Origin of the sequence: Streptomyces sp. NPDC056169, from assembly GCF_042268445.1 — a bacterium.
GTDB lineage: Bacteria > Actinomycetota > Actinomycetes > Streptomycetales > Streptomycetaceae > Streptomyces.
The window spans coordinates 14,138-37,047 of sequence record NZ_JBHJUO010000037.1 but is presented as its reverse complement, the minus strand read 5'-3'; the positions used below and the strand labels follow the sequence as shown (position 1 = coordinate 37,047).

Annotated in this window: 18 protein-coding genes; 5 read left to right on the top strand and 13 right to left on the bottom strand. The window is 73.2% G+C overall.

The window, feature by feature from the left end; translation table 11 throughout:
• Positions 1-431 precede the first annotated feature (431 nt).
• Complete coding sequence (locus tag ACFC0G_RS38370; RefSeq protein WP_376413291.1) at positions 432-1,439, bottom strand: stage II sporulation protein M; 1,008 nt, start codon at positions 1,437-1,439, stop codon at positions 432-434.
• Positions 1,440-1,548: 109 nt separating this feature from the next.
• Here ACFC0G_RS38370 and ACFC0G_RS38365 point away from each other — a divergent pair, with 109 nt between their 5' ends.
• Positions 1,549-2,433: an RDD family protein gene (locus tag ACFC0G_RS38365; protein ID WP_376413289.1), complete on the top strand. Its 885-nt coding sequence runs from the start codon at positions 1,549-1,551 to the stop codon at positions 2,431-2,433.
• Between the two features lie 3 nt (positions 2,434-2,436).
• Here the strand turns inward: ACFC0G_RS38365 and ACFC0G_RS38360 are convergent, their stop codons facing one another.
• The 8 genes from ACFC0G_RS38360 to ACFC0G_RS38325 all read right to left on the bottom strand — a co-directional run bounded on the left by ACFC0G_RS38360 (position 2,437) and on the right by ACFC0G_RS38325 (position 11,455).
• Positions 2,437-3,051: a hypothetical protein gene (locus tag ACFC0G_RS38360; protein WP_376413287.1), complete on the bottom strand. Its 615-nt coding sequence runs from the start codon at positions 3,049-3,051 to the stop codon at positions 2,437-2,439.
• A 153-nt stretch (positions 3,052-3,204) separates the two neighbouring features.
• Positions 3,205-4,659, bottom strand: coding sequence for an adenosylhomocysteinase (ahcY, locus tag ACFC0G_RS38355; protein ID WP_376413285.1), 1,455 nt, complete (start codon positions 4,657-4,659; stop codon positions 3,205-3,207).
• A gap of 374 nt (positions 4,660-5,033) precedes the next feature.
• A complete protein-coding gene (locus ACFC0G_RS38350) occupies positions 5,034-5,999 on the bottom strand; it encodes a cation diffusion facilitator family transporter (RefSeq protein WP_376413283.1) in 966 nt (321 codons plus the stop codon).
• A 66-nt stretch (positions 6,000-6,065) separates the two neighbouring features.
• Positions 6,066-7,217 (bottom strand): mannose-6-phosphate isomerase, class I, encoded by a 1,152-nt coding sequence (gene manA / locus ACFC0G_RS38345; RefSeq protein ID WP_376413281.1) that lies wholly within the window; start codon positions 7,215-7,217, stop codon positions 6,066-6,068.
• A 191-nt stretch (positions 7,218-7,408) separates the two neighbouring features.
• Positions 7,409-8,563, bottom strand: a complete 1,155-nt coding sequence (locus ACFC0G_RS38340; RefSeq protein WP_376413279.1) for an SIS domain-containing protein — start codon at positions 8,561-8,563, stop codon at positions 7,409-7,411.
• Positions 8,564-9,247: 684 nt separating this feature from the next.
• On the bottom strand, positions 9,248-9,430 hold the full coding sequence (locus tag ACFC0G_RS38335) for a Trm112 family protein (RefSeq protein ID WP_030221689.1): 183 nt from the start codon (positions 9,428-9,430) through the stop codon (positions 9,248-9,250).
• 118 nt (positions 9,431-9,548) lie between these two features.
• On the bottom strand, positions 9,549-10,916 hold the full coding sequence (locus ACFC0G_RS38330; protein WP_376413277.1) for a phosphomannomutase/phosphoglucomutase: 1,368 nt from the start codon (positions 10,914-10,916) through the stop codon (positions 9,549-9,551).
• A gap of 104 nt (positions 10,917-11,020) precedes the next feature.
• Positions 11,021-11,455, bottom strand: coding sequence for a DUF3499 domain-containing protein (locus tag ACFC0G_RS38325; protein WP_376413295.1), 435 nt, complete (start codon positions 11,453-11,455; stop codon positions 11,021-11,023).
• 288 nt (positions 11,456-11,743) lie between these two features.
• On the opposite strand from ACFC0G_RS38325, the gene ACFC0G_RS38320 reads away from it, so the two are divergent.
• Positions 11,744-12,199 (top strand): metallopeptidase family protein, encoded by a 456-nt coding sequence (locus ACFC0G_RS38320; RefSeq protein ID WP_376413275.1) that lies wholly within the window; start codon positions 11,744-11,746, stop codon positions 12,197-12,199.
• Between the two features lie 104 nt (positions 12,200-12,303).
• Here ACFC0G_RS38320 and ACFC0G_RS38315 read toward each other — a convergent pair whose 3' ends face one another.
• The 3 genes from ACFC0G_RS38315 to ACFC0G_RS38305 form a co-directional block, all read right to left on the bottom strand.
• Positions 12,304-13,848 carry a DUF5719 family protein gene (locus tag ACFC0G_RS38315; RefSeq protein ID WP_376413273.1) on the bottom strand — a complete coding sequence of 515 codons (1,545 nt, stop codon included), beginning with the start codon at positions 13,846-13,848 and terminating at the stop codon, positions 12,304-12,306.
• Entirely contained in the window at positions 13,845-17,669 is a 3,825-nt protein-coding gene (locus tag ACFC0G_RS38310) for a glycosyltransferase family 2 protein (RefSeq protein ID WP_376413271.1), read from the bottom strand. The genes ACFC0G_RS38315 and ACFC0G_RS38310 overlap by 4 nt, the downstream gene beginning before the upstream one ends.
• A 242-nt stretch (positions 17,670-17,911) precedes the next feature.
• On the bottom strand, positions 17,912-18,175 hold the full coding sequence (locus ACFC0G_RS38305; RefSeq protein WP_015033978.1) for a WhiB family transcriptional regulator: 264 nt from the start codon (positions 18,173-18,175) through the stop codon (positions 17,912-17,914).
• A gap of 716 nt (positions 18,176-18,891) precedes the next feature.
• Here ACFC0G_RS38305 and ACFC0G_RS38300 point away from each other — a divergent pair.
• The 3 genes from ACFC0G_RS38300 to ACFC0G_RS38290 are packed head-to-tail and all read left to right on the top strand — an operon-like array spanning position 18,892 to position 21,690.
• Entirely contained in the window at positions 18,892-19,401 is a 510-nt protein-coding gene (locus ACFC0G_RS38300) for a cysteine dioxygenase family protein (RefSeq protein ID WP_376413270.1), read from the top strand.
• Positions 19,402-19,414: 13 nt separating this feature from the next.
• Positions 19,415-20,380, top strand: coding sequence for a 2-phospho-L-lactate transferase (cofD, locus tag ACFC0G_RS38295; RefSeq protein WP_376413268.1), 966 nt, complete (start codon positions 19,415-19,417; stop codon positions 20,378-20,380).
• Positions 20,377-21,690: a coenzyme F420-0:L-glutamate ligase gene (locus ACFC0G_RS38290; protein ID WP_376413266.1), complete on the top strand. Its 1,314-nt coding sequence runs from the start codon at positions 20,377-20,379 to the stop codon at positions 21,688-21,690. Before cofD ends, ACFC0G_RS38290 begins: the two co-directional genes overlap by 4 nt.
• A gap of 108 nt (positions 21,691-21,798) precedes the next feature.
• On the opposite strand, the gene ACFC0G_RS38285 is transcribed toward ACFC0G_RS38290, so the two are convergent.
• Complete coding sequence (locus tag ACFC0G_RS38285) at positions 21,799-22,863, bottom strand: DNA-3-methyladenine glycosylase family protein (protein WP_376413264.1); 1,065 nt, start codon at positions 22,861-22,863, stop codon at positions 21,799-21,801.
• Positions 22,864-22,910: the final 47 nt, after the last annotated feature.

The window sequence follows — 22,910 nt, the reverse complement described above, 5'->3', positions numbered from 1 at the left end:
TGGCGTTGATTTTTGGCACGCTGTTGAGTTCTCAAGGAACGGACGCTTCCTTTGTACTCACCCTCTCGGGCTTTCCTCCGGGCTTCCCTTCGGTACTTCGTGTTCTTGCGTTTCCGACTCTATCAGATCTTTTCGATCCGATTTCCTCGGTGCTTTCCGGTCCCTTTCGTTTTCACTCCGGGGGCCTTTCGGCTGCTCCGACTTTATCAGATTCATTTCGGCCGACCTAATCGGTGGCTTTCGTGATTCGGATGAGAATCGGAATGACTCCGTGGAAAGAATTCCTGACCGGAGTGAGTTTGACTCTACTTGATTGCTGCCGAACTGTCCAGTTCCAGGCAACCGTTTGAATCTACCTCCCCACGGCCACCGTGTCAACGGCTTTTGTGGGCACCGGAGGAGGCTAGCAGGTCAGCGGGGTCGTCTGCACATCAGGCCGCGGTGGGGAGGGCGGCGCTGCGGTCGGGTTCCTCGAGGTCGCCCGTGGCGCCGGCTCGGGAGGCGCGGCCGCCCAGCACGTAGACGTAGGTCAGAAAGGCCAGCTCAGCGGCGATGCCGATGGTGATGCGGGCCCAGGTCGGCAGGTCGGAGGGGGTGACGAAGCCTTCGATCAGGCCCGAGACGAAGAGGACGAGGGCCAGGCCGATCGCCATGCCGACGGCCGCGCGTCCTTGCTCCGCGAGGGCTGCGCGGCGGGTCGTGGGGCCCGGGTCGATGACTGTCCAGCCGAGGCGGAGGCCCGTACCGGCGGCGACGAAGACCGCCGTCAGTTCGAGCAGGCCGTGGGGAAGGACCAGCCCCAGGAAGACGTCGAGGCGGCCGGCTGCGGACATGAGGCCGATGCCGACGCCGAGGTTCAGCATGTTGAGGAAGAGGATTCCCAGGACCGGGATGCCCAGGAACGCGCCGAGGACCAGGCACATGGCCGCGGCCTGGGCGTTGTTCGTCCAGACCTGGGCGGCGAAGGACGCCGCCGGGTGGCTGGAGTAGTAGGTCTCGTACTGGCCGCCGGGGCGGGTCATCTCGCGGAGTTCGGTGGGGGCGCCGATCGAGGCCTGGACTTCCGGGTGCGTACCGATCCACCAGCCGATCAGGACGGCCAGCAGGGTGGAGAGGACCGCTGTGGGGATCCACCAGTGGCGGGAGCGGTAGACGGCCGCGGGGAAGCCGGCGGTGAGGAAGCGGGTGGCGTCGCGCCAGGAGGAGCGGCGGGTGCCGGTGACGGTGGCGCGGGCGCGGGCCACGAGCTGGGTCAGGCGGGCCGTGAGCTGGGGGTCCGGGGCGGTGGACTGGATGAGGGAGAGGTGCGTCGCCGTGCGCTGGTAGAGGGAGACGAGTTCGTCGGCTTCGGCGCCGGTGAGTCTGCCGCTCCTGCGCAGGAGGTGGTCCAGGCGTTCCCACTCGGCCCTGTGGGCGGTGACGTAGACGTCGAGGTCCATGATCGGCTGCTGCTCCAGGCACTTGCTGCGGACAGGTCCGTACTACTGCGGCGCGCTGCGGGTCAGCTTGGCAGACTGGCGTTCGGAGAGTCGGAGAGAGGTGGGCGCCGTGAGTGGGGTGGTGACGGGGGACGCCGTCGTCCTGGGGTTGCAGCCCGCGCGGCTGCCGAGCCGGGCTCTGGCGGTGCTCATCGACCTCGTCGTCGTGTGGACCGTCTATCTGCTGATCACGATCGGGCTCGCGCTGGCGACGGCGTCCTTGGACGACGCCGCGGCGACGGCAGTGTCGATCGCTTCGTTCCTGCTGGTGCTCGTGGGGGCGCCGATCGCGGTGGAGACGCTGTCGCACGGGCGGTCGCTGGGGAAGATGGCGTGCGGGCTGCGGGTCGTGCGGGACGACGGGGGGCCGATCCGGTTCCGGCACGCGCTGGTGCGGGGTGCGATGGGGGTCGTGGAGATCCTGATGACCTTCGGGGTCGTCGCCTGTATCGCCTCGCTCGTGTCCGAGCGGGGGCGGCGGGTCGGTGACGTGTTCGCGGGGACGCTGGTCGTCCGGGAACGCGTGCCCGCCGCGCGGGCCCTGGTCGTGCCGCCTCCGCCGCCGTGGCTGGTGGGGCGGTTCGGCGGGCTCGATCTGTCGGCGGTGCCGGAGAGCCTGTGGCTGGAGATACGTCAGTACCTGACGCGGGCGCGTGAGCTGGACCCCTTCGTGGGGCGGCGGCTCGCCGAGCGGCTGGCCGACGAGCTGGTGACGCGGACCGGGGCGCCTCCGCCGCCGGGAGTACCGGCCGACGCGTATCTGGCGGGGGTGGTCGCCGAGCGGCAGGCGCGGGACGCGCGGCGGGCGTTCGCTCCGGCGCCGGAGGGCCTGCCGGGTGTTCCGGTCGTCGCTCCTGTCGTCGCTCCGGCCTTCGTGCCGCCCGTTGCTCCTGCTGCCGGTGGGGTGGCGGAGGAGGGTGGGACTCGGGTCACCGGGTTCGCTCCGCCCGCCTGACGGTCAGGGGAAGACCGAGGGCGGGGTTTCGAGGCCTTCGAGTTCGATGCCGGGGGCGGCGAGGACCACGTCGCCGGCGATGTGGACGGTGTGCCGCTCCCCCGTGTCCAGGGTGCTGACCTGGTACTCGTCGACGATCAGCGGGCCGTTGTCAGTGGCGTGCGCTTCACTTTTCAGCAGGGCCCAGGACTGGTCGACCGTGAGGGGGGCGAGGACCGGATCCGTGAAGGCGACGAGCCTGAGGCGGGTCTCGGGGGAATCGGGGGTGAGGCGCAGGAGTCGCGTGATCGCGACGAGGAATGCCGGGGACGTGCCGGTGAAGGCGTGGGCGCGCACATTGCCTTCGGTGGCGTGGGTTCCGGTGGGGTCCGTGCGGACCCAGGTGACGCCGTCGATGGCCGCGCCGCGGACCTGCCAGCTCGCGGCGTTGAGTTCGAGGCGGATGGGGCGGCCGAGTTCGTCGACGGCCAGGTCGACGGAGCCGAGGTGGTCGCCGGAGGGGGTGACGGTCTGGGAGACGTAGCGCCAGCCGGAGGGGCCGGGGGCGCAGTGGAAGTGTTCTTCACCGAGGGGGGTGTGGTCGTGCGGGTCATGGAGCGAATAGCGGCCGCGGGGCATGGGTCGGTCCTCGGGAGGGGGCGCTTCCGGGGTCGGTAGCGGGGGCGGGACGGGGCAGGCCCCCCGACACGGGGGTGCGGGGGGCCTGCCTGATTCCTCTACGGGTGTCCGGGGCTGCGTCGCGTCAGTGCGCGGGTGCCGCCGGCCGGGTCATCAGTAGCGGTAGTGGTCCGGCTTGAAGGGACCGTCGACCTGGACGCCGATGTAGGCGGCCTGCTCCGGGCGGAGGGTCGTCAGCTTGACGCCGAGGGCGGCGAGGTGGAGACGGGCGACCTTCTCGTCCAGGTGCTTCGGCAGCGTGTAGACGTCGGTCGGGTACTCCGCCGGCTTCGTGAAGAGCTCGATCTGGGCCAGCGTCTGGTCCGCGAAGGAGTTCGACATGACGAAGGAGGGGTGCCCGGTCGCGTTGCCGAGGTTCAGCAGGCGGCCCTCGGAGAGGACGATCAGGACCTTGCCGTCCGGGTAGGTCCAGGTGTGGACCTGCGGCTTGACCTCGTCCTTGACGACGCCGGGGGTGTTGGCGAGGCCGGCCATGTCGATCTCGTTGTCGAAGTGGCCGATGTTGCCGACGATGGCCTGGTGCTTCATCTTGGCCATGTCGGCGGCCATGATGATGTCCTTGTTGCCGGTCGTGGTGATGAAGATGTCGGCGGTCTCGACGACGTCCGCGAGGGTCGTGACCTGGTAGCCGTCCATGGCCGCCTGGAGCGCGCAGATCGGGTCGATCTCGGTGATGATGACGCGCGCGCCCTGGCCGCGGAGGGACTCGGCGCAGCCCTTGCCGACGTCGCCGTAGCCGCAGACGACGGCGGTCTTGCCGCCGATGAGGACGTCGGTGGCGCGGTTGATGCCGTCGATGAGGGAGTGGCGGCAGCCGTACTTGTTGTCGAACTTCGACTTCGTCACGGCGTCGTTCACGTTGATCGCGGGGAAGAGGAGCTGGCCCTCGCGGTGCATCTCGTACAGGCGGTGGACGCCCGTCGTGGTCTCCTCGGTCACGCCGCGGATCTCGGACGCCAGCTGGGTCCACTTCTGCGGGCTCTCGCCGAGGGTGCGGTTGAGGAGACGGAGGATGTGGCCGTATTCCTCGCTGTCCGCGGTGGACGGGTCCGGGGCGGAGCCGGCCTTCTCGAACTCGACGCCCTTGTGGACGAGGAGGGTGGCGTCACCACCGTCGTCGAGGATCATGTTCGGGCCGCCGGTGGGCGTGTTCGGCCAGGTGAGGGCCTGCTCGGTGCACCACCAGTACTCCTCCAGGGTCTCGCCCTTCCAGGCGAAGACCGGGACGCCCTGGGGGTTCTCCGGGGTGCCGTTCGGGCCGACGGCGATGGCCGCGGCGGCGTGGTCCTGGGTGGAGAAGATGTTGCAGGAGGCCCAGCGGACCTCGGCGCCGAGCGCGACGAGCGTCTCGATGAGGACGGCGGTCTGCACGGTCATGTGCAGGGAGCCGGTGACGCGGGCGCCGGCCAGCGGCTGCTGCTCGGCGTACTCGCGGCGGATCGACATCAGACCGGGCATCTCGTGCTCGGCGAGGGTGATCTCCTTGCGGCCGAAGACGGCCAGGGAGAGGTCGGCGACCTTGAAGTCCTGATGGGCGGCAGTCGTCATGACTGTGCTGCTCCTCGTGATGGTGGGAGTGCGAGGGTCGGTTGGCACCTGGGCACCACGGCAGGGCCCTGGGCACACGAATGCCCGGGGGGTTCCACGGTGCCGTCGTCGGAGGCCCTCTCTCCCTCGGCCGGTCCGCTGGACCGCCCGACCGCCATCAGCAGCGACGTCTGGCTGATCTCGAATCTACACCGATCGGTGCGGCCGCCCACAGTCCGCATCGGGAGGAGTTCGGGCCGGTTCTCGTCGGTTCCGGCCAGTCGCGGCCCGTTCTGGCTTGATCCACTCGATGCGTCGTGCGCGTGCACGAGGCCCCCGCGACCTGGAGGTCGCGGGGGCCCGGTGGCGGCGGGCCGGTGGCCTCGCCGGGTGGGTCAGTGGGCGGAGCCGCCCGGCGCCTTGGCCGGGTTCGCACCGGCCGAGGCCGCGGTCTCGCTGTAGATGTCCGGCTCCAGGTAGATCACCCGGGCGATCGGGACGGCCGCGCGGATGCGCTCCTCCGCGGCGTTGATGGCGTTCGCCACCTCGGTCGCCGTGTCGTCGTGGCGGACGGCGACCTTGGCCGCGACGAGCAGCTCCTCGGGGCCGAGGTGCAGCGTCCGCATGTGGATGAGGCGGGTGACGGTGTCGTCGTCGACGACGGCCGCCTCGATCTTCTTGACGTCGTCGATGCCGGCGGACTCGCCGAGGAGCAGCGACTTGGTCTCGGCGGCGAGCACGAGCGCGATCAGGATGAGCAGGATGCCGATGCAGAGGGTGCCGATGCCGTCCCAGACGCCGTTGCCGGTGCCGAGGGCGAGGCCGACGCCGGCGAGGGCGAGCACCAGACCGACGAGGGCGCCGAGGTCCTCCAGGAGGACGACGGGGAGCTCGGGGGCCTTCGCCCGGCGGACGAACTCCGTCCAGGAGAGGCCGCCGCGGATCTCGTTCGACTCCTTGATGGCCGTACGGAACGAGAAGGACTCGGCGATGATCGCGAAGATCAGGACGCCGACCGGCCAGTACCAGGCCTCGATGGGGTGCGGGTGCTTGATCTTCTCGTAGCCCTCGTAGATGGCGAACATGCCACCGACGGAGAAGAGCACGATCGAGACGAGGAAGGCGTAGATGTAGCGCTCGCGGCCGTAGCCGAAGGGGTGCTGCGGGGTCGCTTCGCGCTGCGCCTTCTTGCCGCCGAGGAGCAGCAGGCCCTGGTTGCCGGAGTCGGCGAGCGAGTGCACGCTCTCCGCGAGCATCGACGACGACCCACTGAAGAGGAACGCCACGAACTTGGCTACGGCGATCGCGAGGTTGGCGGCGAGTGCCGCCACGATCGCCTTGGTTCCGCCTGACGCGCTCATGGGTGTACGGGGTCCCTTCGTCGATGCTCCGGCTCTGTCGCCGCGGTTCGGCCGGTCATTGTCGCATCAGGCCACGACGGTCGCGCGGAAGACCGTCCCCGTACCGGACAGTTCGGCGCGCTCCCCCGCCGGCACGAAGACGGACTCCCCGGGGGCGAGGGTGACCTCGCCGGCCTTCGGGCGGCCCGCGACGGCGAGCAGGATCTGCGGCGTGGAGGCGGTGACGTCGGTCGGGGCGGCGCCCTCCGCCCGTACGAAACGGGAGAGGCGGAACTCGTCGATCGGGGTGTCGTAGACCTCCTCCCCCGAGGGGGAGGCCTCGGGGCGCAGGACGCCCGGGTCGTTGGGCTCGAAGCGGACGACCCGCAGGAGTTCGGGGACGTCGACGTGCTTGGGGGTGAGGCCGCAGCGCAGGACGTTGTCGGAGTTGGCCATGATCTCGACGCCCATGCCGTCGAGGTAGGCGTGCGGCACGCCCGCGCCCAGGTAGAGAGCCTCGCCCGGCTGGAGCAGGACGTGGTTGAGCAGCATGGCGGCGATGACGCCGGGGTCGCTCGGGTAGTGGTGGGCGAGGAACGCGAACGGGGCGTGGGCGCCGCCCAGGCGGTCGGCGGCGGCCGCCGCCTCGGCCACGGTGTGCGCCATCTCGTCGGGGTCGGCCGTCAGCAGGGCCGTCAGGACCTCGCGGAGCGCCGCCTCTTCCGGGTGGGCGTGGAGGAGGTCCACGTACGGCTTGAGGGAGTCGACGCCGAGGGCGGCGATGAGGTCGGCGGCCTCGGCCGGGGCACGGAAGCCGCACAGTCCCTCGAAGGGGGTGAGGGCGCAGATCAGCTCGGGCTTGTGGTTCGCGTCCTTGTACGTGCGGTGCGGGGCGTCGACGGGGATGCCGGCGGCCTCCTCGGCTGCGAAGCCGGCTCGGGCCTGGGCCAGGTCGGGGTGGACCTGGAGGGAGAGCGGGGCTCCGGCGGCGAGCACCTTGAGCAGGAAGGGGAGGCGCGGGCCGAACTTCGCGACGGCGGGCTCGCCCAGTTCGCGTACGGGGTCGGCGGCGACGAGCACGTCGAGCGGGCCTCGCTCGGTGCGGGAGGGGGCGCCGGGGTGGGCGCCCATCCACATCTCGGCCTGGGGTTCGCCGGTCGGGGCGACGCCGAGGAGTTCGGGGATGGCCGTCGGGGATCCCCAGGCGTAGGGACGGACGGTGTTGACGAGGCGGTCCATGATGCCTGCCAGCTCCTCGGGGTGGTGACGGATGGTGAGGGGTGTCGGGTGACAGGTGACAGGGGGCGGGTGACGGGTGGGTGAAGGGGCGGGGGGCCGGGTGGTGACGGAGTGATGGACGCGGTGGGTGTGGGGGTGGTTGAGAGGGGGGTGGGGGGTCGGAGGGGGGGCTGGCGGGGAGGGTGGAGCGGTCAGTGGCCGTGGTCCGGGCGGCCCGGGGTGGCCAGGGCGAGGTAGACCGCGGCGAAGTCGGTCACGGCGAGCAGTTCGGCCAGGGTCTCCAGGTCGCCGCCCTCCTCCGGTTCCAGTTCGCTGATGGCCGTCTCGTGGCCGAGGGCCAGCTCCCGTGCCGCCGGGGCCGCGGTCAGGCCGTCGGCCGGCCGGTCGCGCAGCAGGACGACCCGGGCGCGCAGGGCCTGTGACTCCTCGACCCTGTCGCGGAAGAAGTCGTCGGGGTCCGCACCCGCCGCGTAGTCGCCTGCGAGCAGCACGCCGTGCGCGGGCAGGGCCTCGGGGAGTTCCGCGGCGAGCGCGGGCAGGCCCGCGAGTTCGGCCAGGACGCTCGCGAAGCGGCGGCCCGCGGGGCCCGCGGCGTTGCCCTCGGTCCAGATCAGGGGGAGCGAGTCGGCCAGTTCGGCCGCCAGCGTCTTGGCCGGGTTGCTGTACGTGGCGATGGCCGGGCCGCAGCGTTCGGCCGTCCGGTCGAGGCGGTCCGCGACCTTCTCCAGGGCCTCCGGCGGCGCGTCGACGAGACCGACGCGGTCGAGGAGGGCGAGCAGCGGGGTGAACAGGGCCCACAGGGCGCCGGGGCTCGCCGCGAGGCTCTCCGCGTACTCGTCGGGCGACTCGTTCGGGGCGGTGGCCATCGGGACGAACAGGCCGTGCGAGCCGCTGACCGACTCGGCGAGCGGGGAGGCCTTGGGGGCGACGGCGGCGACCGTGATGCCGCGGCGGTACGCCTGCTCGGCGAGGAGTGCGAGGCCGGGTTCGGAGCCGTCGGTGGTGGGCAGCAGGAGCAGGTCCACCGAGCCCGCCCAGCCGGGCAGGGCCCAGCGCAGGGCGCCCGCCGCGGGGGCGACGCCGGTCGGCTGGAGCCGTACGACGGGGGCGGAGGCTCCGGCGAGCGCGCCGATCAGGTCCGCGACGCCTGCGGCGGCGGTGCCGGGGCCCGCGACGAGGACGGCGCGGGGTCGGCCCTCGGGGCGCAGGTCGGCGATGCCTGCCTCGGTGGCGTGGCGGGCGGCCGTCCGTACCCGGGCGCCTGCTTCGGCGGCGGCGCGGAGGAGGCCGCGGCGGTCGGCCAGGGCGAGGGCGTCCGGTGCGTCGAGGAGGGTCTCGTCGAGCATGTGGCGGTGCCTCCCGGGTGGGTGCGGGGTGTCGGTGGGCGGGGGGTGGTGGTGTGCCCTGCTTGCGGCGGGGCTTCTTCTGTTCCCACCCGCACCACCTGTCCGTGTGGGATGGCAGCGGTGCGGGTGCTCCCGTGGGTGGTGCCCGCCGTCGGCGGCGAGCCCTCCGGGGGCGGCAGGTGGGATGCGGGCCCGTGGGCCGGTGTGGGGGCCTGTGGGTCGGGCTGCCCATCGCCGTCGGCGCCGGCGCCGGTCGTGGCACGGCGGCCGGGCTGGGCACGCGGCTGCGGCTGCGGCTGCGGCTGCGGGGCGTTGTGCCGCGGGGCGGTCGCGAGGCGGTCCGGGGTGGTGGGCGGGCCCGGGTGGGGCGGGGCGGGCCGTGCCTCGTGGCGCCCCGGGGCAGTGGCCCCGTGGGCACGGCCGCCTGGGGTGCCACGACGCGCGCCCGGCCGCGCCGCCCCACGTGGGTGCGGGAGGGTCGTCGCGGCCTCGGGGCGGCCTCGGCCGGGCGGCGTCGGGGTGCGTCCTTCGCCCGGTGACGGTGCGCGGCGCCCCGCCGCCGGTGCGGACGGCACCGTGCGGTGGATCGTGCTCGGAGGCGTCGTCGCGCGGCCCGGGGCCGGGGGTGTCCGGTGGGGTCCGGGGCCGGGTGTCAGGGGGCTCGGGGCGGGGAGCACCGGTGGGTCAGGCCGGGCGGCGGGCCTCGTCGGTGAGGAGGACGGGGATGCCGTCGCGGACCGGGTACGCGAGGCCGCAGTCCGTGCCGGTGCAGACCAGTTCGGGGGTCTCGTCCGCCGTGCGGTCGTTCAGCGGAGCGTGGCACGCGGGGCAGGCCAGGATCTCCAGGAGGCCGGCTTCGAGCGGCATGGGGTGTCCCTTCGAACAAACGGTGGTGGTGCTGCCCTTCGGGCCAGGTCAGCCTACCGCCGGGGGACGGGGGACGCGGCTCGGCGGCCGGTCCTTCCGTACCCCCGGCGGGGTGGTGTCAGCCGGTCGCGCGGACCAGGGCCAGGACCTCGTCGCGGATCTTGGTCATGGTGGCCTCGTCGCGGGCCTCGACGTTGAGGCGGAGCAGCGGCTCGGTGTTGGAGGCGCGGAGGTTGAACCACCAGTCGGCGGTGGTGATGGTGAGGCCGTCGAGTTCGTCGAGGGTGACGCCGTCGCCGCCCTCGTACGTCGCCCTGACCTTCGCCGTGCTGGCCGCCTGGTCGGCGACCGTGGAGTTGATCTCGCCGGAGGAGGCGTAGCGGTCGTAGGCGGAGACCAGGTCGGACAGGGTGCCCTCCTGGCCGCCGAGGGCCGCGAGGACGTGGAGGGCGGCGAGCATGCCCGTGTCCGCGTTCCAGAAGTCCTTGAAGTAGTAGTGCGCCGAGTGCTCGCCGCCGAAGATGGCGCCGGTCTTCGCCATCTCCTCCTTGATGAAGGAGTGGCCGACGCGGGTGCGGACGGGGGCGCCGCCGTTCTCGCGGACGACCTCGGGCACGGACCAGGAGGTGATCAGGTTGTGGATGATCGTTCCGCCGGGGTTCTTGGCGAGCTCGCGGGCGGCGACGAGGGCCGTGATCGCGGAGGGGGAGACCGGCTCGCCGCGCTCGTCGACGACGAAGCAGCGGTCGGCGTCGCCGTCGAAGGCGAGGCCGAGGTCGGCGCCCTCGGCGAGGACGCGGGCCTGGAGGTCGACGATGTTCTTCGGGTCGAGGGGGTTGGCCTCGTGGTTCGGGAAGGTGCCGTCGAGCTCGAAGTACATGGGGACGGTGTCGAGCGGGAGGCCCTCGAAGACCGTGGGGACCGTGTGGCCGCCCATGCCGTTGCCCGCGTCGACGACGACCTTCAGGGGACGGATCCCGGTGAGGTCGACCAGGCCCTTGAGGTGGGCGGCGTAGTCGTCGAGGGTCTCGCGCTCGGTGATCGTGCCGGGGGTGGCGGCGGCCTCCGGGGCGCCGGTCTCCGTCCACTCCTCGGCGAGGGCGCGGATGTCGGAGAGGCCGGTGTCCTGGCCGACCGGGGCGGCGCCCGCACGGCACATCTTGATGCCGTTGTACTGGGCCGGGTTGTGGGAGGCCGTGAACATCGCGCCCGGCAGGCCGAGGCTGCCCGAGGCGAAGTACAGCTGGTCGGTGGAGCAGAGCCCGATGAGGGTGACGTCGACGCCGAGGCGGGCCGCGCCTCGCGCGAAGGCGGCCGAGAGGCCGGGCGACGAGGGCCGCATGTCGTGGCCGACGACGATCGCGTCCGCGTCCGTCACCCGTACGAAGGCGGCGCCGAAGAGCTCCGCGAGCTGCTCGTCCCACTGGTCGGGTACCACTCCGCGGACGTCGTACGCCTTCACGATCTGCGACAGGTCGACAGTCACGGATCCACCCTCCTGAGTTCTCGGCACGCGTGTGCGGCGCGTGTAGGAACGCCAAAACTACCCGGAGCGGATGGGGGGTACGCGGACGGTGGCCGGTTTCGCGGTCAGTTGTCGGGAGAGCGGAGCACCCTGAGGTGCCCTCGGCGGCCGACCTCCATGGGGTCTCCGCCGCGGCCTCCGCCGCCCTTGCCGCCGGCCTCGGCCGTGCGCTCGTGGGGACGGGCCGCCTCCCGTACCGCGTTGGCCAGGGCTTCGAGGTCGTCGCCGCTGGGGCGGGCCGGGGCGGAAGGGTCGGTGAGCCGCACGACCTCCCAGCCGCGCGGCGCGGTGAGGCGCTCGCTGTGCTCGGCGCACAGGTCGTAGCAGTGGGGCTCGGCATAGGTGGCGAGCGGGCCGAGGACCGCAGTCGAGTCGGCATAGACGTACGTCAGTGTCGCGACGGCAGGGCGGCCGCACGCGGTGCGCGAACAGCGACGTACAGGGCTCACGACGTTGGACGGTACCGCACTCTTGACCGGGCCGCGACGACTCTCCCTCAGGTCACTCGCCCGTGTCGCGCTGTGACCTCCGCCACCCGCCCTCGTGTCGCGGCGGTGCTGACCTGCGCGGGAGGGGGCGTACGGCGGTGGGGGCAGGAGCCGATCCGGACAGTCGGGGATACAAATCCGGTCAACCACGGCCAGATGGCCGATCGCGACACGCTACGGAATCATGCGCGCGGTTGGCCGGAATGTTCAGGTTTCGACAGTGGGGGTGGGGGCGCGCGGGAACGTGGCGAGGATCCGCCACGGTGCGGAAACACCGAGGAGGGTTACGCTGCGTCAGTGATGGACAGTCCTGTGCCGCCGAACCCCTCGCACCCCTCCACGGAGCCCCCGGCGGAGCCTCGGGTCCGCCGCCGCGACCGTCACGGGCGCGGGATGCGGGGGCCGGTCGCCCCGCCTCAGGTGCCGCTCTCGACGAGCCGGGCCGACACCTTCCGCGATCTGGTGCTCGACTCGGTGGAGCGCCTCGAACGCCACTGGCCGCAGCTGGCGGACATCGAGTTCCTCGTCATGGAGGTGCCGCCGCCCGTGCCGGGCGAGACGGTGCCGCTGGGCGGTTCGGCGCCCGCCGAGAAGGGCGAGCCGGCCCGGGTCGTCGTCTACCGGCGGCCGGTCGAGATCCGCTCGAAGAGCCGCGACGAGCGCGCGCTCCTCGTCCACGAGGTGGTCGTGGAGCAGGTGGCCGAGCTCCTCGGGCTCTCCCCCGAGTCGGTCGATCCGCGGTACGGGCAGGACTGACCGCCCCGGACCGACTGCCCGTCTCCCTGAGTGGGGAGACGGGTTGCTCTCGGCAGGTCCACCCTTACGGGGCGGCTTCCCCGCCCCGCTCAGTCGCCGAGGACTCAGTCGCCGAGGACCTGGAGGTCCTGGCGGGCCGACGGGACCTCGACCGTGCCCCGGTCGTCGACGAGGGTCTGGACCGTGAACATCGGCACGCCGTCCTCCGGGACGGCCAGCGTCCGCGCCGCGTACACCTTGCCGCCCGAGACCGGTTCCACGGTCAGCGCGTAGGCGCCCTTGAGGCCCTGGGGCGCCAGGTCGGCCACGGTCGCCGTCGTCCCCGCCTTGACGGTGACCGTCTTCGTCACCGGCGAACCCCCGCGTGAGCCCGCCGAGGCCGTGACCTTGACCTGGGCGTCGGTGCCCGTCGCCGTGAGGGCGAGCGTCGAGACCTTGGCGCGGTTGTCGGCGACCGTCGCGCGGGCGGAGATCGGCGCGGTCGCCGGGATGAAGGCGATCTCGGTGTTCTCGCCCTTGCCGCGGACGATCTGGAGGGCGGCCACCACCGGGGTCGGCTTCTTCGGGTCGCTCGGGGTGAGCAGGAGGGAGCCCACCTGGCCCCGGGTGAGGCCCGGCAGGTCGACGGATGCCGTCATCCCGGACTTGACGTGCAGGGTGCCGGAGCCGGCGCCCGCGGGGACGATCGTGCCGGTCGGGGTGGCCAGCTGGATCTTGAGGTCGGCGTCGTCGTCGCCGGGGACGAAGGCCACGAGCCGTACGGAGGTGGCGTCGGCCGGGATGCCGGGGAGCACGGCGCTGCTCGCCGGGTCGGCCGCGGCGGCGAGCCAGTCGCTGCCGAGCTTGTCGTCGGCCGCGCCGATGGCGGCGCCGACGCGTCCGCTGCGGGTGGTGACGTGGACGGTGACGTCCCGCTGGGCGGCCTCGCCGGTGAGGGTGGAGAGGAGGACCGGGACCGTGGAGCGGGGCGGGACCGGGATGCCCTCGGTGAACTGGGACTTGAGGGCGCCCTCGGGGCCGTACAGCTCGATGTCGGCGACGGCGACCGTGTCGTCCGGGTTGGTGAGGTGGACGTAGTCCTGGCGCTCCTTGGCGGTGGAGGCCGCCGGGAACCAGAAGTCGGTGTCGGGGGCGCCGCAGGTGAGACCGAGGAGGCCGCGGGCGCCGCCGGCCGTGACGGCGGTGGTCTGCTGGACGGTCCAGCCGGGGGCCAGGGTGCCGGTCGCCGAGCCGGTGAGGGCGGGCGCGGAGCCACCGTTCGCGTCGGCGGTCACGGGCTTGCCGGGGGCGGTGACGGTGGCGGGGGCCTTCGGGGCCTTGGCCTTCTTCTTGCCGCCGCCGGAGGCGCCGCCGCGGGTCGCCCCGCTCGCCGCCGTCCGCAGCTGGGCCGTGGGCTGCTCCGCCTTGGTGGGCGTGCCGGGCGCGGCCGCGCCCGCCGTCCCCGCCGGGGTGTACGAGGTGTAGACGGTCTCGGCCACCTCGGAGGTGCTCGGGGCCGGGCAGACCAGGCCCGCGCGCTGCACGGGCAGCCGGGTGGGGGCCTTGGCCGCGGGGGCGGCGGTGCCGTCCGGAGTGGTCAGGGTGGCGAAGCCGGTGACGGCGGCGAGGGCCGTGGCGACCGCGATCAGGGAGAGGGTCGTGCGCTTCACTGGTTGCTGCTCCCGTCGGGACGCTGCTCGGTCTCGTGACCCTGGGGGTACTCGTAGCCGTAGGCGTACGGGTCGTACTGCTGCGGCGGCTGCGGCTGCTGCTGGTCGTACTGCGCCTGCGGGTCGTACTGCTGCTGCTCGTAGCCCTGGTCCGCATACTGCTGGGCCTGCTGCGGCTGCTGCTCGTAGCCCTGCTGGGGGTACGCGTACGGCTGCTGCTGGTACGGGTCCGCCGCGTACTCCTGGTAGTAGCCCTGGTCCGCGTAGGGCTGGGCCTGCGCGGGGTCGTGGGCCTGCTGCTGTTCCTGAGCGCCGTTCTGCGCGGGCTGGGCGGTCTCGGCGTAGGCCGGGTCGTACCCGCCGCCGTCCCATGCCTGGTCCTGGGGCTCGTACGCCTGCTGCTCCGGGATCGGGACGGGGACGGGAGCGGGGGCGGGGACCTGGTCGTGCCCCTGCTCCTGGTCCGGCGCCCCGGTCTCGGCGGCCTCCGCCTCCGCGGCGGCGCGGAGCCGGCGCGCGCGGCGGCCGTCGCCGTCGGTCGCCTGGGCGGGGATCGCGAGCTCCTCCTCGGGCAGGTCGTCGTCGATCTCGCGACGGCGGCCCGGCAGGGCGAGGACGAGCAGGACGACGGCGAGGCCGACCTGCGTCCAGATCCACACGGTGTGGGTGAGGGGCTGGTCGTACGTGAGGTCGAGGCGGCCACCCTGGGCGGGGAGCTCGAAGCCCTGGGACCAGCCGTCGACGGTGGTCCTCGTCAGCTCCTTGCCGTCGAGGGTGGCGGTCCAGCCCTCGTCGGCGCGGTCGGCGACGCGCAGGACGCGGCCCGCGGGGCCGGCCGGGATCTCGGTGTGCGCCTCGACGGGGCCCGCGGCGACGGCGACCGGCTTCGCCGGGTCGCCGGTCGCAGCCGTGTCCCCGGTCGTCGACGTGCCACCGGTTGTCGACGTGCCACCGGTCTTCGCCGTGTCATCGGTCTTCGCCGCGTCGCCGGTCTTCGCGGTCGGCGGGACGATCATGATCCGGGCGATCTCGCGGTCCACGCGCCAGAGCGCGCTGCCGTCGAGCTGGCTGAGGCGGCTGAGGCCGGGGGTCGCGTCGAGGACGCGGCCCATCTGGCGCGGTGCCCCGTCCCGTACGAGGACGTAGCGGATCGCGTAGCCGCTGAGTTCCTGGGTCTGGTCGGCGCCGGAGCCGGCGACGAGGTGGGCGACGACCCCGTCGAGGCGGGCGTCGGTCTCGGCGGCCGCGGAGAGTTCGCCGTCGCCGAGGCGGGCGCCGGAGCCGCGGACCAGGGTGTACGTGACCTCGCCGGGCGAGGTGCCGCCGAGGACGAGGGTGCGGGGCTGGTCGCGGGTGCCGCTCTCCTCGGCGACGAAGGCCGGGACCTGGACCGGGTCGCGCCGGGTCAGCGGGCCGTCGGCGCCGGCGATCATCCAGCCCACGGCGGCGACGGCGGGGCCGACGGCGCAGGCGAGGGCGATGAGGGCGGCGACGGGCTGGCGCCAGCCGAAGCCGTGGGCGGCGACGCGGGTGCGGCCGCCCTCGGCGCCGATCATGCCGGCGGCGATGAGGGCGGCGCCGTAGACGAGGGTGGCGGGGCCGGCCCAGCCGGTGCCGTCCGCGCCGTTGGAGAGGACGGCGAAGAGGAGGCCGGTGAGGGCGGCGGCCCAGGCGGCGAGGACGGCGGACCTGCGCTCCTCGCGCAGGAGCCCGGCCAGGCCCGCGAGGACGAGGCCGATCAGGAGGAGGCCGCCGGTGGTGCCGGGCCCGCCCGGGCTCGTGCCGAGCAGGTCGAGCGCGGTGGCCGTGCCCGTACGGATGTCGAGACCGGCCTCGCGCAGGAAGGCGGCGGGGTCGGTGAGCAGGGAGAGCGACCAGGGCGCAAGGGCGAGGACCGGGGTGCCGACGGCGGCGAGGAAGCGGAGCCCGTACGCCGTGATGTCGGAGCGGTGGATGACGAGGACGCCGAGGCCGAGGAGGACGGCGATGGGCCACACGATCGGGGTGAACGCCGTCGCGAAGGTGAGCAGGAAGGCGTAGGCCCAGGTGGCGCGCCAGCTGCCGCGGTCGGGCCTGTTGAAGCCGTGGGCGGCGACGGCGGCGCGGGCGATCAGCGGGAGCAGGATCGCGAGGACCGCTGTGCCGAGCCGGCCGGTGGCGAGGGCGCCGGTGGCGGCGGGCAGGAACGCGTACGCGACGGCGCCCCACGCGCGCAGGAGCCGGGACTCGACGATCGGGCGGGCCGCGAAGTACGCGGTGAAGCCCGCCAGCGGGACCGAGCAGACGAGCAGCAGGGTCAGCGCCGTGGACGTGGAGCCGAGGAAGAGCGCGGAGAGCGCGGCCAGGACGGCGAGGTAGGGCGGGGCGGTCTGGGTGCCGCCCGTGCCGAGGGCGTGCCAGGCGTCGGCGTACCGCGACCAGAGGTCGGAGACGGTGTCGGGGGCGGGCAGCAGGGCGCCGCCCGCCAGCGAGCCGCCCGCGAAGAGGTTGCGGCAGGCGACGAGGGAGATGAGGAGCAGCAGGCCGAAGAGGACGGGCCCGGGCTTGCGGGCGATCTTCTTGAGCCGGGCGAACTGCTCGATCTCCAGGTAGTCGGCGTCGTCGCCGCCCGGTCCGGACTCGACGACGCCGTGGCGGGAGCCGCCGGAGTCGGCCTCTGCTCCGCCGACGTTGGCTGCGAGCTGTTCGACGGCGGCGCGGACGGTGGCGCCGGGCGGCGGGAAGAGCGGGCGGAGCTCGCTCGCCGCGACGGCCGGGTTCTTGCGCCGCTTGCGGGCCGCGAGGATCTTCTCGGGCCGCAGGAGGGTCGCGAGGAGGCCCGTGACCTCGTCGACGGCCTGGCCGGGGACCTTGCCGACGAGCGAGGCGAGGGTGCGGACCAGGGTGCTGAGCACGAGGCGTACGAGGACGTACGGGAGGGCCCTGCCCGGGGTGTTGGAGAGGAGCGCGTAGACGGCGCCGGCCTTGTCGACGCGGTGCGGGCTGGCGGCGGTGCGGCCTGCGCAGTCGACGGTGCGGCGCTCGCGGGCGGACGCCTCTGCGTGCCGGAGGACGGCGTCGGGGGCGACGAGGACGCGGTGGCCGGCGGAGTGGGCGCGCCAGCACAGGTCGACGTCGTCGCGCATGAGGGGCAGGCGGCGGTCGAAGCCGCCGAGCTCCTCGAAGACGTCGCGGCGGACGAGCATGCCGGCGGTGGAGACGGAGAGGACGGAGCGGACCTGGTCGTGCTGGCCCTGGTCCTGCTCGCGCCGGTCGAGTCCGGTCCAGCGGCGGCCGCTGTGGGCGATGGAGACGCCGACTTCGAGGAGCTGCTTGCGGTCGTACCAGCCGCGCAGCTTGGGGCCGATGACGGCGGCGTACGCGTCGGAGTCGGCGACGCGCAGGAGTTCGGCGAGGGCGCCGGGCTCGGGGGCGCAGTCGTCGTGGAGGAGCCAGAGCCACTGGACCGGTTCGCCGTGCGGGAGTTCGGGGAGCTCGTAGGCGTCGTCGTTCCACGTCCGGCTGACGGGGTCCCAGCCGCTCGGGCGCTTCAGGTACGACAGCTCCTCGGGCCCCAGGACGGGCGCCGTGCGGGCGGCCTCCTCGACGGCGGTGCCGAAGCCGGTGCGGCGCGCGAGGTGCAGGACGCGGTCGGCGCCGATGGCGTCGGCGACGAGCCGCGCCGAGTCGTCGGCGCTGCCGGTGTCGGCGGCGACCACGTTCTGCACGGGGCGTTCCTGGGCGAGCAGCCCGGCGAGGGCGTCCGGCAGCCAGCGGGCACCGTCGTGGGTGACGAGCACGGCGGTGACGACGTGTCGCGGAAACTCAGGAGTTGAGGACATCGAGCTACGGGCCCTCCGGCCGGGGTCGCCCGCGGGGGGCGTGGGGTGCGTCTCGGACGGAGGCCCACACTAACGGCTGTGCGAGGGGCCGAACGCAGAACGGTCCGCCGCCTGTGGACAGAGCACAGGGGGCGGACCGTTCGTCATGTCCTGGTGTGCGCGCTTTCCGCGCGCGGGGCCGGCGGGCTTCGGCGGGGGTGGTGCGGCCGGAGGCCGGGGCCGGGTGGTTCTCGGTCCGCGGCTCAGACCGCGGCCTTCTTCAGGCGGCGTCGCTCGCGCTCGGAGAGACCGCCCCAGATGCCGAACCGCTCGTCGTTCTGGAGGGCGTATTCGAGGCATTCGGAACGCACCTCACAGGCGAGGCAGACCTTCTTGGCCTCGCGGGTCGAGCCGCCCTTCTCGGGGAAGAAGGACTCGGGATCGGTCTGGGCGCACAGCGCGCGCTCCTGCCAGCCGAGTTCCTCGTCCGCGTCCTCGACCAGCAGTTCCTGGAACAACTCGGTCATGTGCGCCCCTCGTCTGTTCTGTACGTCCCCGTGATGTGGCCGTTGCCGAACCCGGCCGAACGACACGAGTGAAATTACAAGTTCGTGCTTTGTGCGAGTCAAGCCGAGATCTGCTATTGGGCCCCGTATTCACTCTGCGGAACCAAGCCTATGCGGAAAGTGTTCAAATCACCAAAAAACGTGACACATGCCACCGGCCTGGCCCTACCGCACGAGCCCCTGCAAGGAGAGACGTCCGAAACTTGGATCTTGTTGCGATCCAGCCATGGAAGCGATCCGGATCACACGACGATCACGGAGAGTGACGAACGAGCCGGGGCTCGCCGCGCGGGCGCCGCCATGTTTACGGGCACGGTTGATGCGCCATCTCTCCTGGTCCGCGCGTGAACAAACCTTTCTCCGCGCACTGTAACCGGATGAGGTGAAACATTACCGCCAAATCGGGCATTGAGTTGACAGTCGGGTCCTCCTCCCGCCACCTTTGGTGGCATGCCAGCGACCACTGCGACCGCCGCGACCCACGCCCGTGGGTTCCGCCGCGCTGTCCGGGTCAGCTGTCGCTGTTGTTGTTCCAGCTGTTGATGCCCCAGAGCTCCAGCTTCTTCCCCCCAGCGTCACCCAGCGTCACTTCGCGTCACTCGTCACTTCGCGCCATTCGCGTCACCGCTCTTCGTGACCCCCACCGCTTCTGTTTCTGCTGAGGAACCTCCCCACCCATGAACATGGACAGCGACCTTCAGATCGCCGGCGACATCCTCGAGGTCCCGCACCTCCTCCAGCCCGAGCGCGCCCACCCCGTCACCGTGGCCGAGTTCGCCGGCCTCGCGCGCTCCATCGCCGACGACCGCTCCCAGTGGGCCCCGTACGTCGAGTACGACGCCACCACCCGCTGGTACCACCGGCTGCGCACCGGCCCCGGCTACGAGGTGTGGCTGCTCTCCTGGATCCCGGGCCAGGGCAGCGGACTCCACGACCACGGCCTCTCCTCCGGCGTCCTGACCGTCCTGGAGGGCGAGTTGACGGAGCGCACGGACAGGGGCGTGCGGACGCTCGACGGCGGCGCGCAGCGCGTGTTCGCGCCGGGATACGTCCACGAGGTCGTCAACGACTCCCTCGAACCGGCCGTCAGCCTGCACGTCTACTTCCCCGGCCTGACGGACATGCCGATGCACGAGTCGGTCCAGGGCCAGTGCGCCCCGGCCGCCCCGAGCACCGTCGTCGCCTGAGAGACTGCCGGACATGCGCATTGTGGTTCTGGCCGGTGGCATCGGTGGTGCCCGCTTCCTTCGCGGCCTCAAGCAGGCCGCGCCGGACGCGGACATCACGGTCGTCGGCAACACCGGTGACGACATCCATCTCTTCGGGCTGAAGGTCTGCCCCGACCTGGACACGGTGATGTACACCCTCGGCGGTGGCATCAACGAGGAACAGGGCTGGGGCCGGCTCGACGAGTCCTTCACGGTCAAGGAGGAACTCGCGGCGTACGGCGTCGGACCCGAGTGGTTCGGCCTCGGCGACCGGGACTTCGCGACCCACATCGTCCGGACGCAGATGCTCGGCGCGGGCTTCCCGCTGAGCGCCGTCACCGAGGCGCTGTGCGACCGCTGGCAGCCCGGCGTACGACTGCTCCCCATGTCCGACGACCGCGTCGAGACGCACGTCGCGATCGAGGTCGACGGCGAGCAGCGGGCCGTGCACTTCCAGGAGTACTGGGTGAAGCTGCGCGCCTCCGTGGACGCGAAGGCCGTCGTGCCGGTCGGCGCGGAGGCGGCGAAGCCCGCCCCGGGCGTCCTGGACGCGATCGCCGAGGCGGACGTCATCCTCTTCCCGCCGTCCAACCCCGTGGTGAGCGTCGGGACGATCCTGGCCGTGCCCGGGATCCGCGACGCGATCGTCGCGGCCGGCGCCGCCGGGACGCCGGTCGTGGGCCTCTCCCCCATCGTCGGCGACGCGCCCGTGCGCGGCATGGCCGACAAGGTGCTCGCGGCGGTCGGCGTGGAGGCCACGGCGACGGCGGTCGCCCTGCACTACGGCTCCGAACTCGTCGACGGCTGGCTGGTGGACACCGTGGACGCGGGCGCCGTGGCGGACGTCGAGGCGGCGGGCATCCGCTGCCGGGCGGTGCCGCTGATGATGACCGACGTGGAGGCGACGGCCGCGATGGCGCGTGAGGCGCTGGCGCTCGCCGAGGAGGTCCGCGGGTGACCGCCGGCCCCCCTTCGTACCGTGTGTGGGCCCTGGGCGGGCTGCCCGAGGTGACGGCCGGGGACGACCTGGCCAAGCTCATCGCCTCCGCCTCGCCCTCGCCCGAGCTCGTCGACGGTGACGTCCTCCTCGTCACCTCCAAGATCGTGAGCAAGGCCGAGGGGCGGGTGATCGCCGCCGACGACCGCGAGGAGGCGATAGACGCCGAGACGGTACGGGTGGTGGCGCGGCGCGGCACCCTGCGGATCGTCGAGAACCGGCAGGGGCTCGTCATGGCCGCCGCCGGGGTCGACGCCTCCAACACCCCGTCCGGGACGGTGCTGTTGCTACCGGAGGATCCCGACGCCTCGGCGCGGCGCATCCGTTCGGGACTGCGCGATGCGCTCGGCGTCGACGTCGGCGTCGTCGTCACGGACACCTTCGGGCGGCCCTGGCGCAGTGGCCTCACCGACGTCGCGATCGGCGCGGCGGGGGTGCGGGTCCTCGACGACCTGCGCGGCGGGACCGACGCACACGGCAATCCGCTGAGCGCGACCGTGGTCGCCACCGCCGACGAACTCGCCGCCGCCGGCGACCTGGTGAAGGGCAAGGCGAGCGGGCTGCCGGTCGCCGTCGTCCGGGGCCTGCCGCACGTGGTGGCCGGGGACGAGGAGCCGGGGGCGCGGGCGCTCGTGCGCGGCGCCGCCGACGACATGTTCCGGCTCGGGACGTCGGAGGCCGTACGGGAGGCGGTGACGCTGCGGCGGACCGTACGGGAGTTCACCGACGAGCCGGTCGACCCGGGCGCGGTACGGCGTGCGGTCGCCGCGGCCGTGACGGCGCCGGCCCCGCACCACACCACGCCCTGGCGGTTCGTCCTGCTGGAGTCGCCGGAGTCGCGGGTGCGGCTGCTCGACGCGATGCGGGACGCGTGGATCGCTGACCTGCGGCGGGACGGGAAGTCCGAGGAATCGGTGGCCAAGCGGGTGCGGCGCGGGGACGTCCTGCGCAACGCGCCCTATCTGGCCGTGCCCTGCCTCGTGATGGACGGCGCCCACCACTACGGCGATCCGCGGCGGGACGCCGCCGAGCGCGAGATGTTCGTGGTCGCGGCGGGCGCGGGCGTACAGAACTTCCTGGTGGCGCTCGCGGGTGAGCGGCTGGGCTCGGCGTGGGTGTCCTCGACGATGTTCTGCCGGGACGTCGTACGGGAGGTCCTCGGGCTGCCGGAGGGCTGGGACCCGATGGGCGCGGTGGCGATCGGGCACGCGGCGGTGGCGCCGGGCGCGCGGCCGGCACGGCGTGCGGGGGACTTCGTCGAGGTGCGCTGAGGCTGTTCGAGGTGCGCCGCTTCGAGGCGCGCCTGTTGAGGTGCGTCTGTTGAGGTGCGTCTGTTGAGGTGCGTCTGTTTTGGGTGCGCCTCTTGAGGCGCACCTTTTTCAGAGGCGCGCGATGTTGCCCGGCGTCATGCGGGGCGCCCTGCGGGGCGGGACCCGGCCGCTGAGCAGGATCAGGCGGGCGGCGCGGTGGCGCTGGCCCGCGTACGGGGCCAGGAGCGCCAGCATCGCCTCGTCGTCGGTCGTACGGTCGCCCGCCAGGGCCCAGCCGACGATGCCCGGGAGGTGGAGGTCGCCGGTGGTGACCTCGTCCGCGGCGCCGTTGCTGCGCTGGATCGTCTCCGCGCTCGTCCACGGGCCGATGCCCGGGATCAGCTCCAGGCGGGTACGGGCGTCGGCGGGGGCCATGTCCGCGGCCTCCTCCATGCGGCGGGCCACCCTGGCCGCGCGCACGATCGTCGCGGCGCGCTTGTCGTCCACGCCCGCGCGGTGCCACTCCCACGACGGGATCAGGGTCCAGGTGCGGGCGTCCGGCATGACGTGCATGCCGTCGGGGGCCGGGCCGGGCGCGGGCTCGCCGTACTTCCGTACCAGCAGCCGCCAGGCCCGGTAGGCCTCGTCCGTCGTGACCTTCTGCTCCAGGACCGACGGGATCAGGGACTCCAGGACCAGGCCGGTGCGGGTGAGACGGAGGCCGGGGCGGCGGCGGTGGGTGGCGGCGAGGAGTCTGTGGCGGGGGACGAAGGCGGTGGGGTCGTCCTCGGCGCCGAGGAGCGCGGGCAGGCGGGTCAGGAGCCAGGGGGCGCCGGGGCCCCAGGCTTCCGCTTCCGTCTCGCCGTCGCGGACGGCCACGCGGAGGGTGGCCGGGCCGTCGGGCGTGCGGCTGGCCCGCCAGACCGAGCCGTCGGGGGTGACGCGGAAGGTGGGGTCGGCGGGGCCGCGGCGGAGGGGGCCGAGGGTGAGGCCGAGGTCCGGGGGGTGGTCCTGGTCCTGGGCCGGACCCGGGCTCCGGTCCTGGGCCCCGCCCGGACCCTGGGCCCGGTCCTGGGCCGGACCCCGGTCCGCGTCCTGGTCCGGCGGGGCGTCCGCTGTGGCGGGTACGGGGACGTGGCCGCCGCGCACCGTGGTGCGGGTGGTGGGGGTGCGGGGTGGGAAGCGGCCGGCCATGGCTACGAGCGTAGCCGGGGCCCTGCGGGGCATGGCGGGGCTTGTCC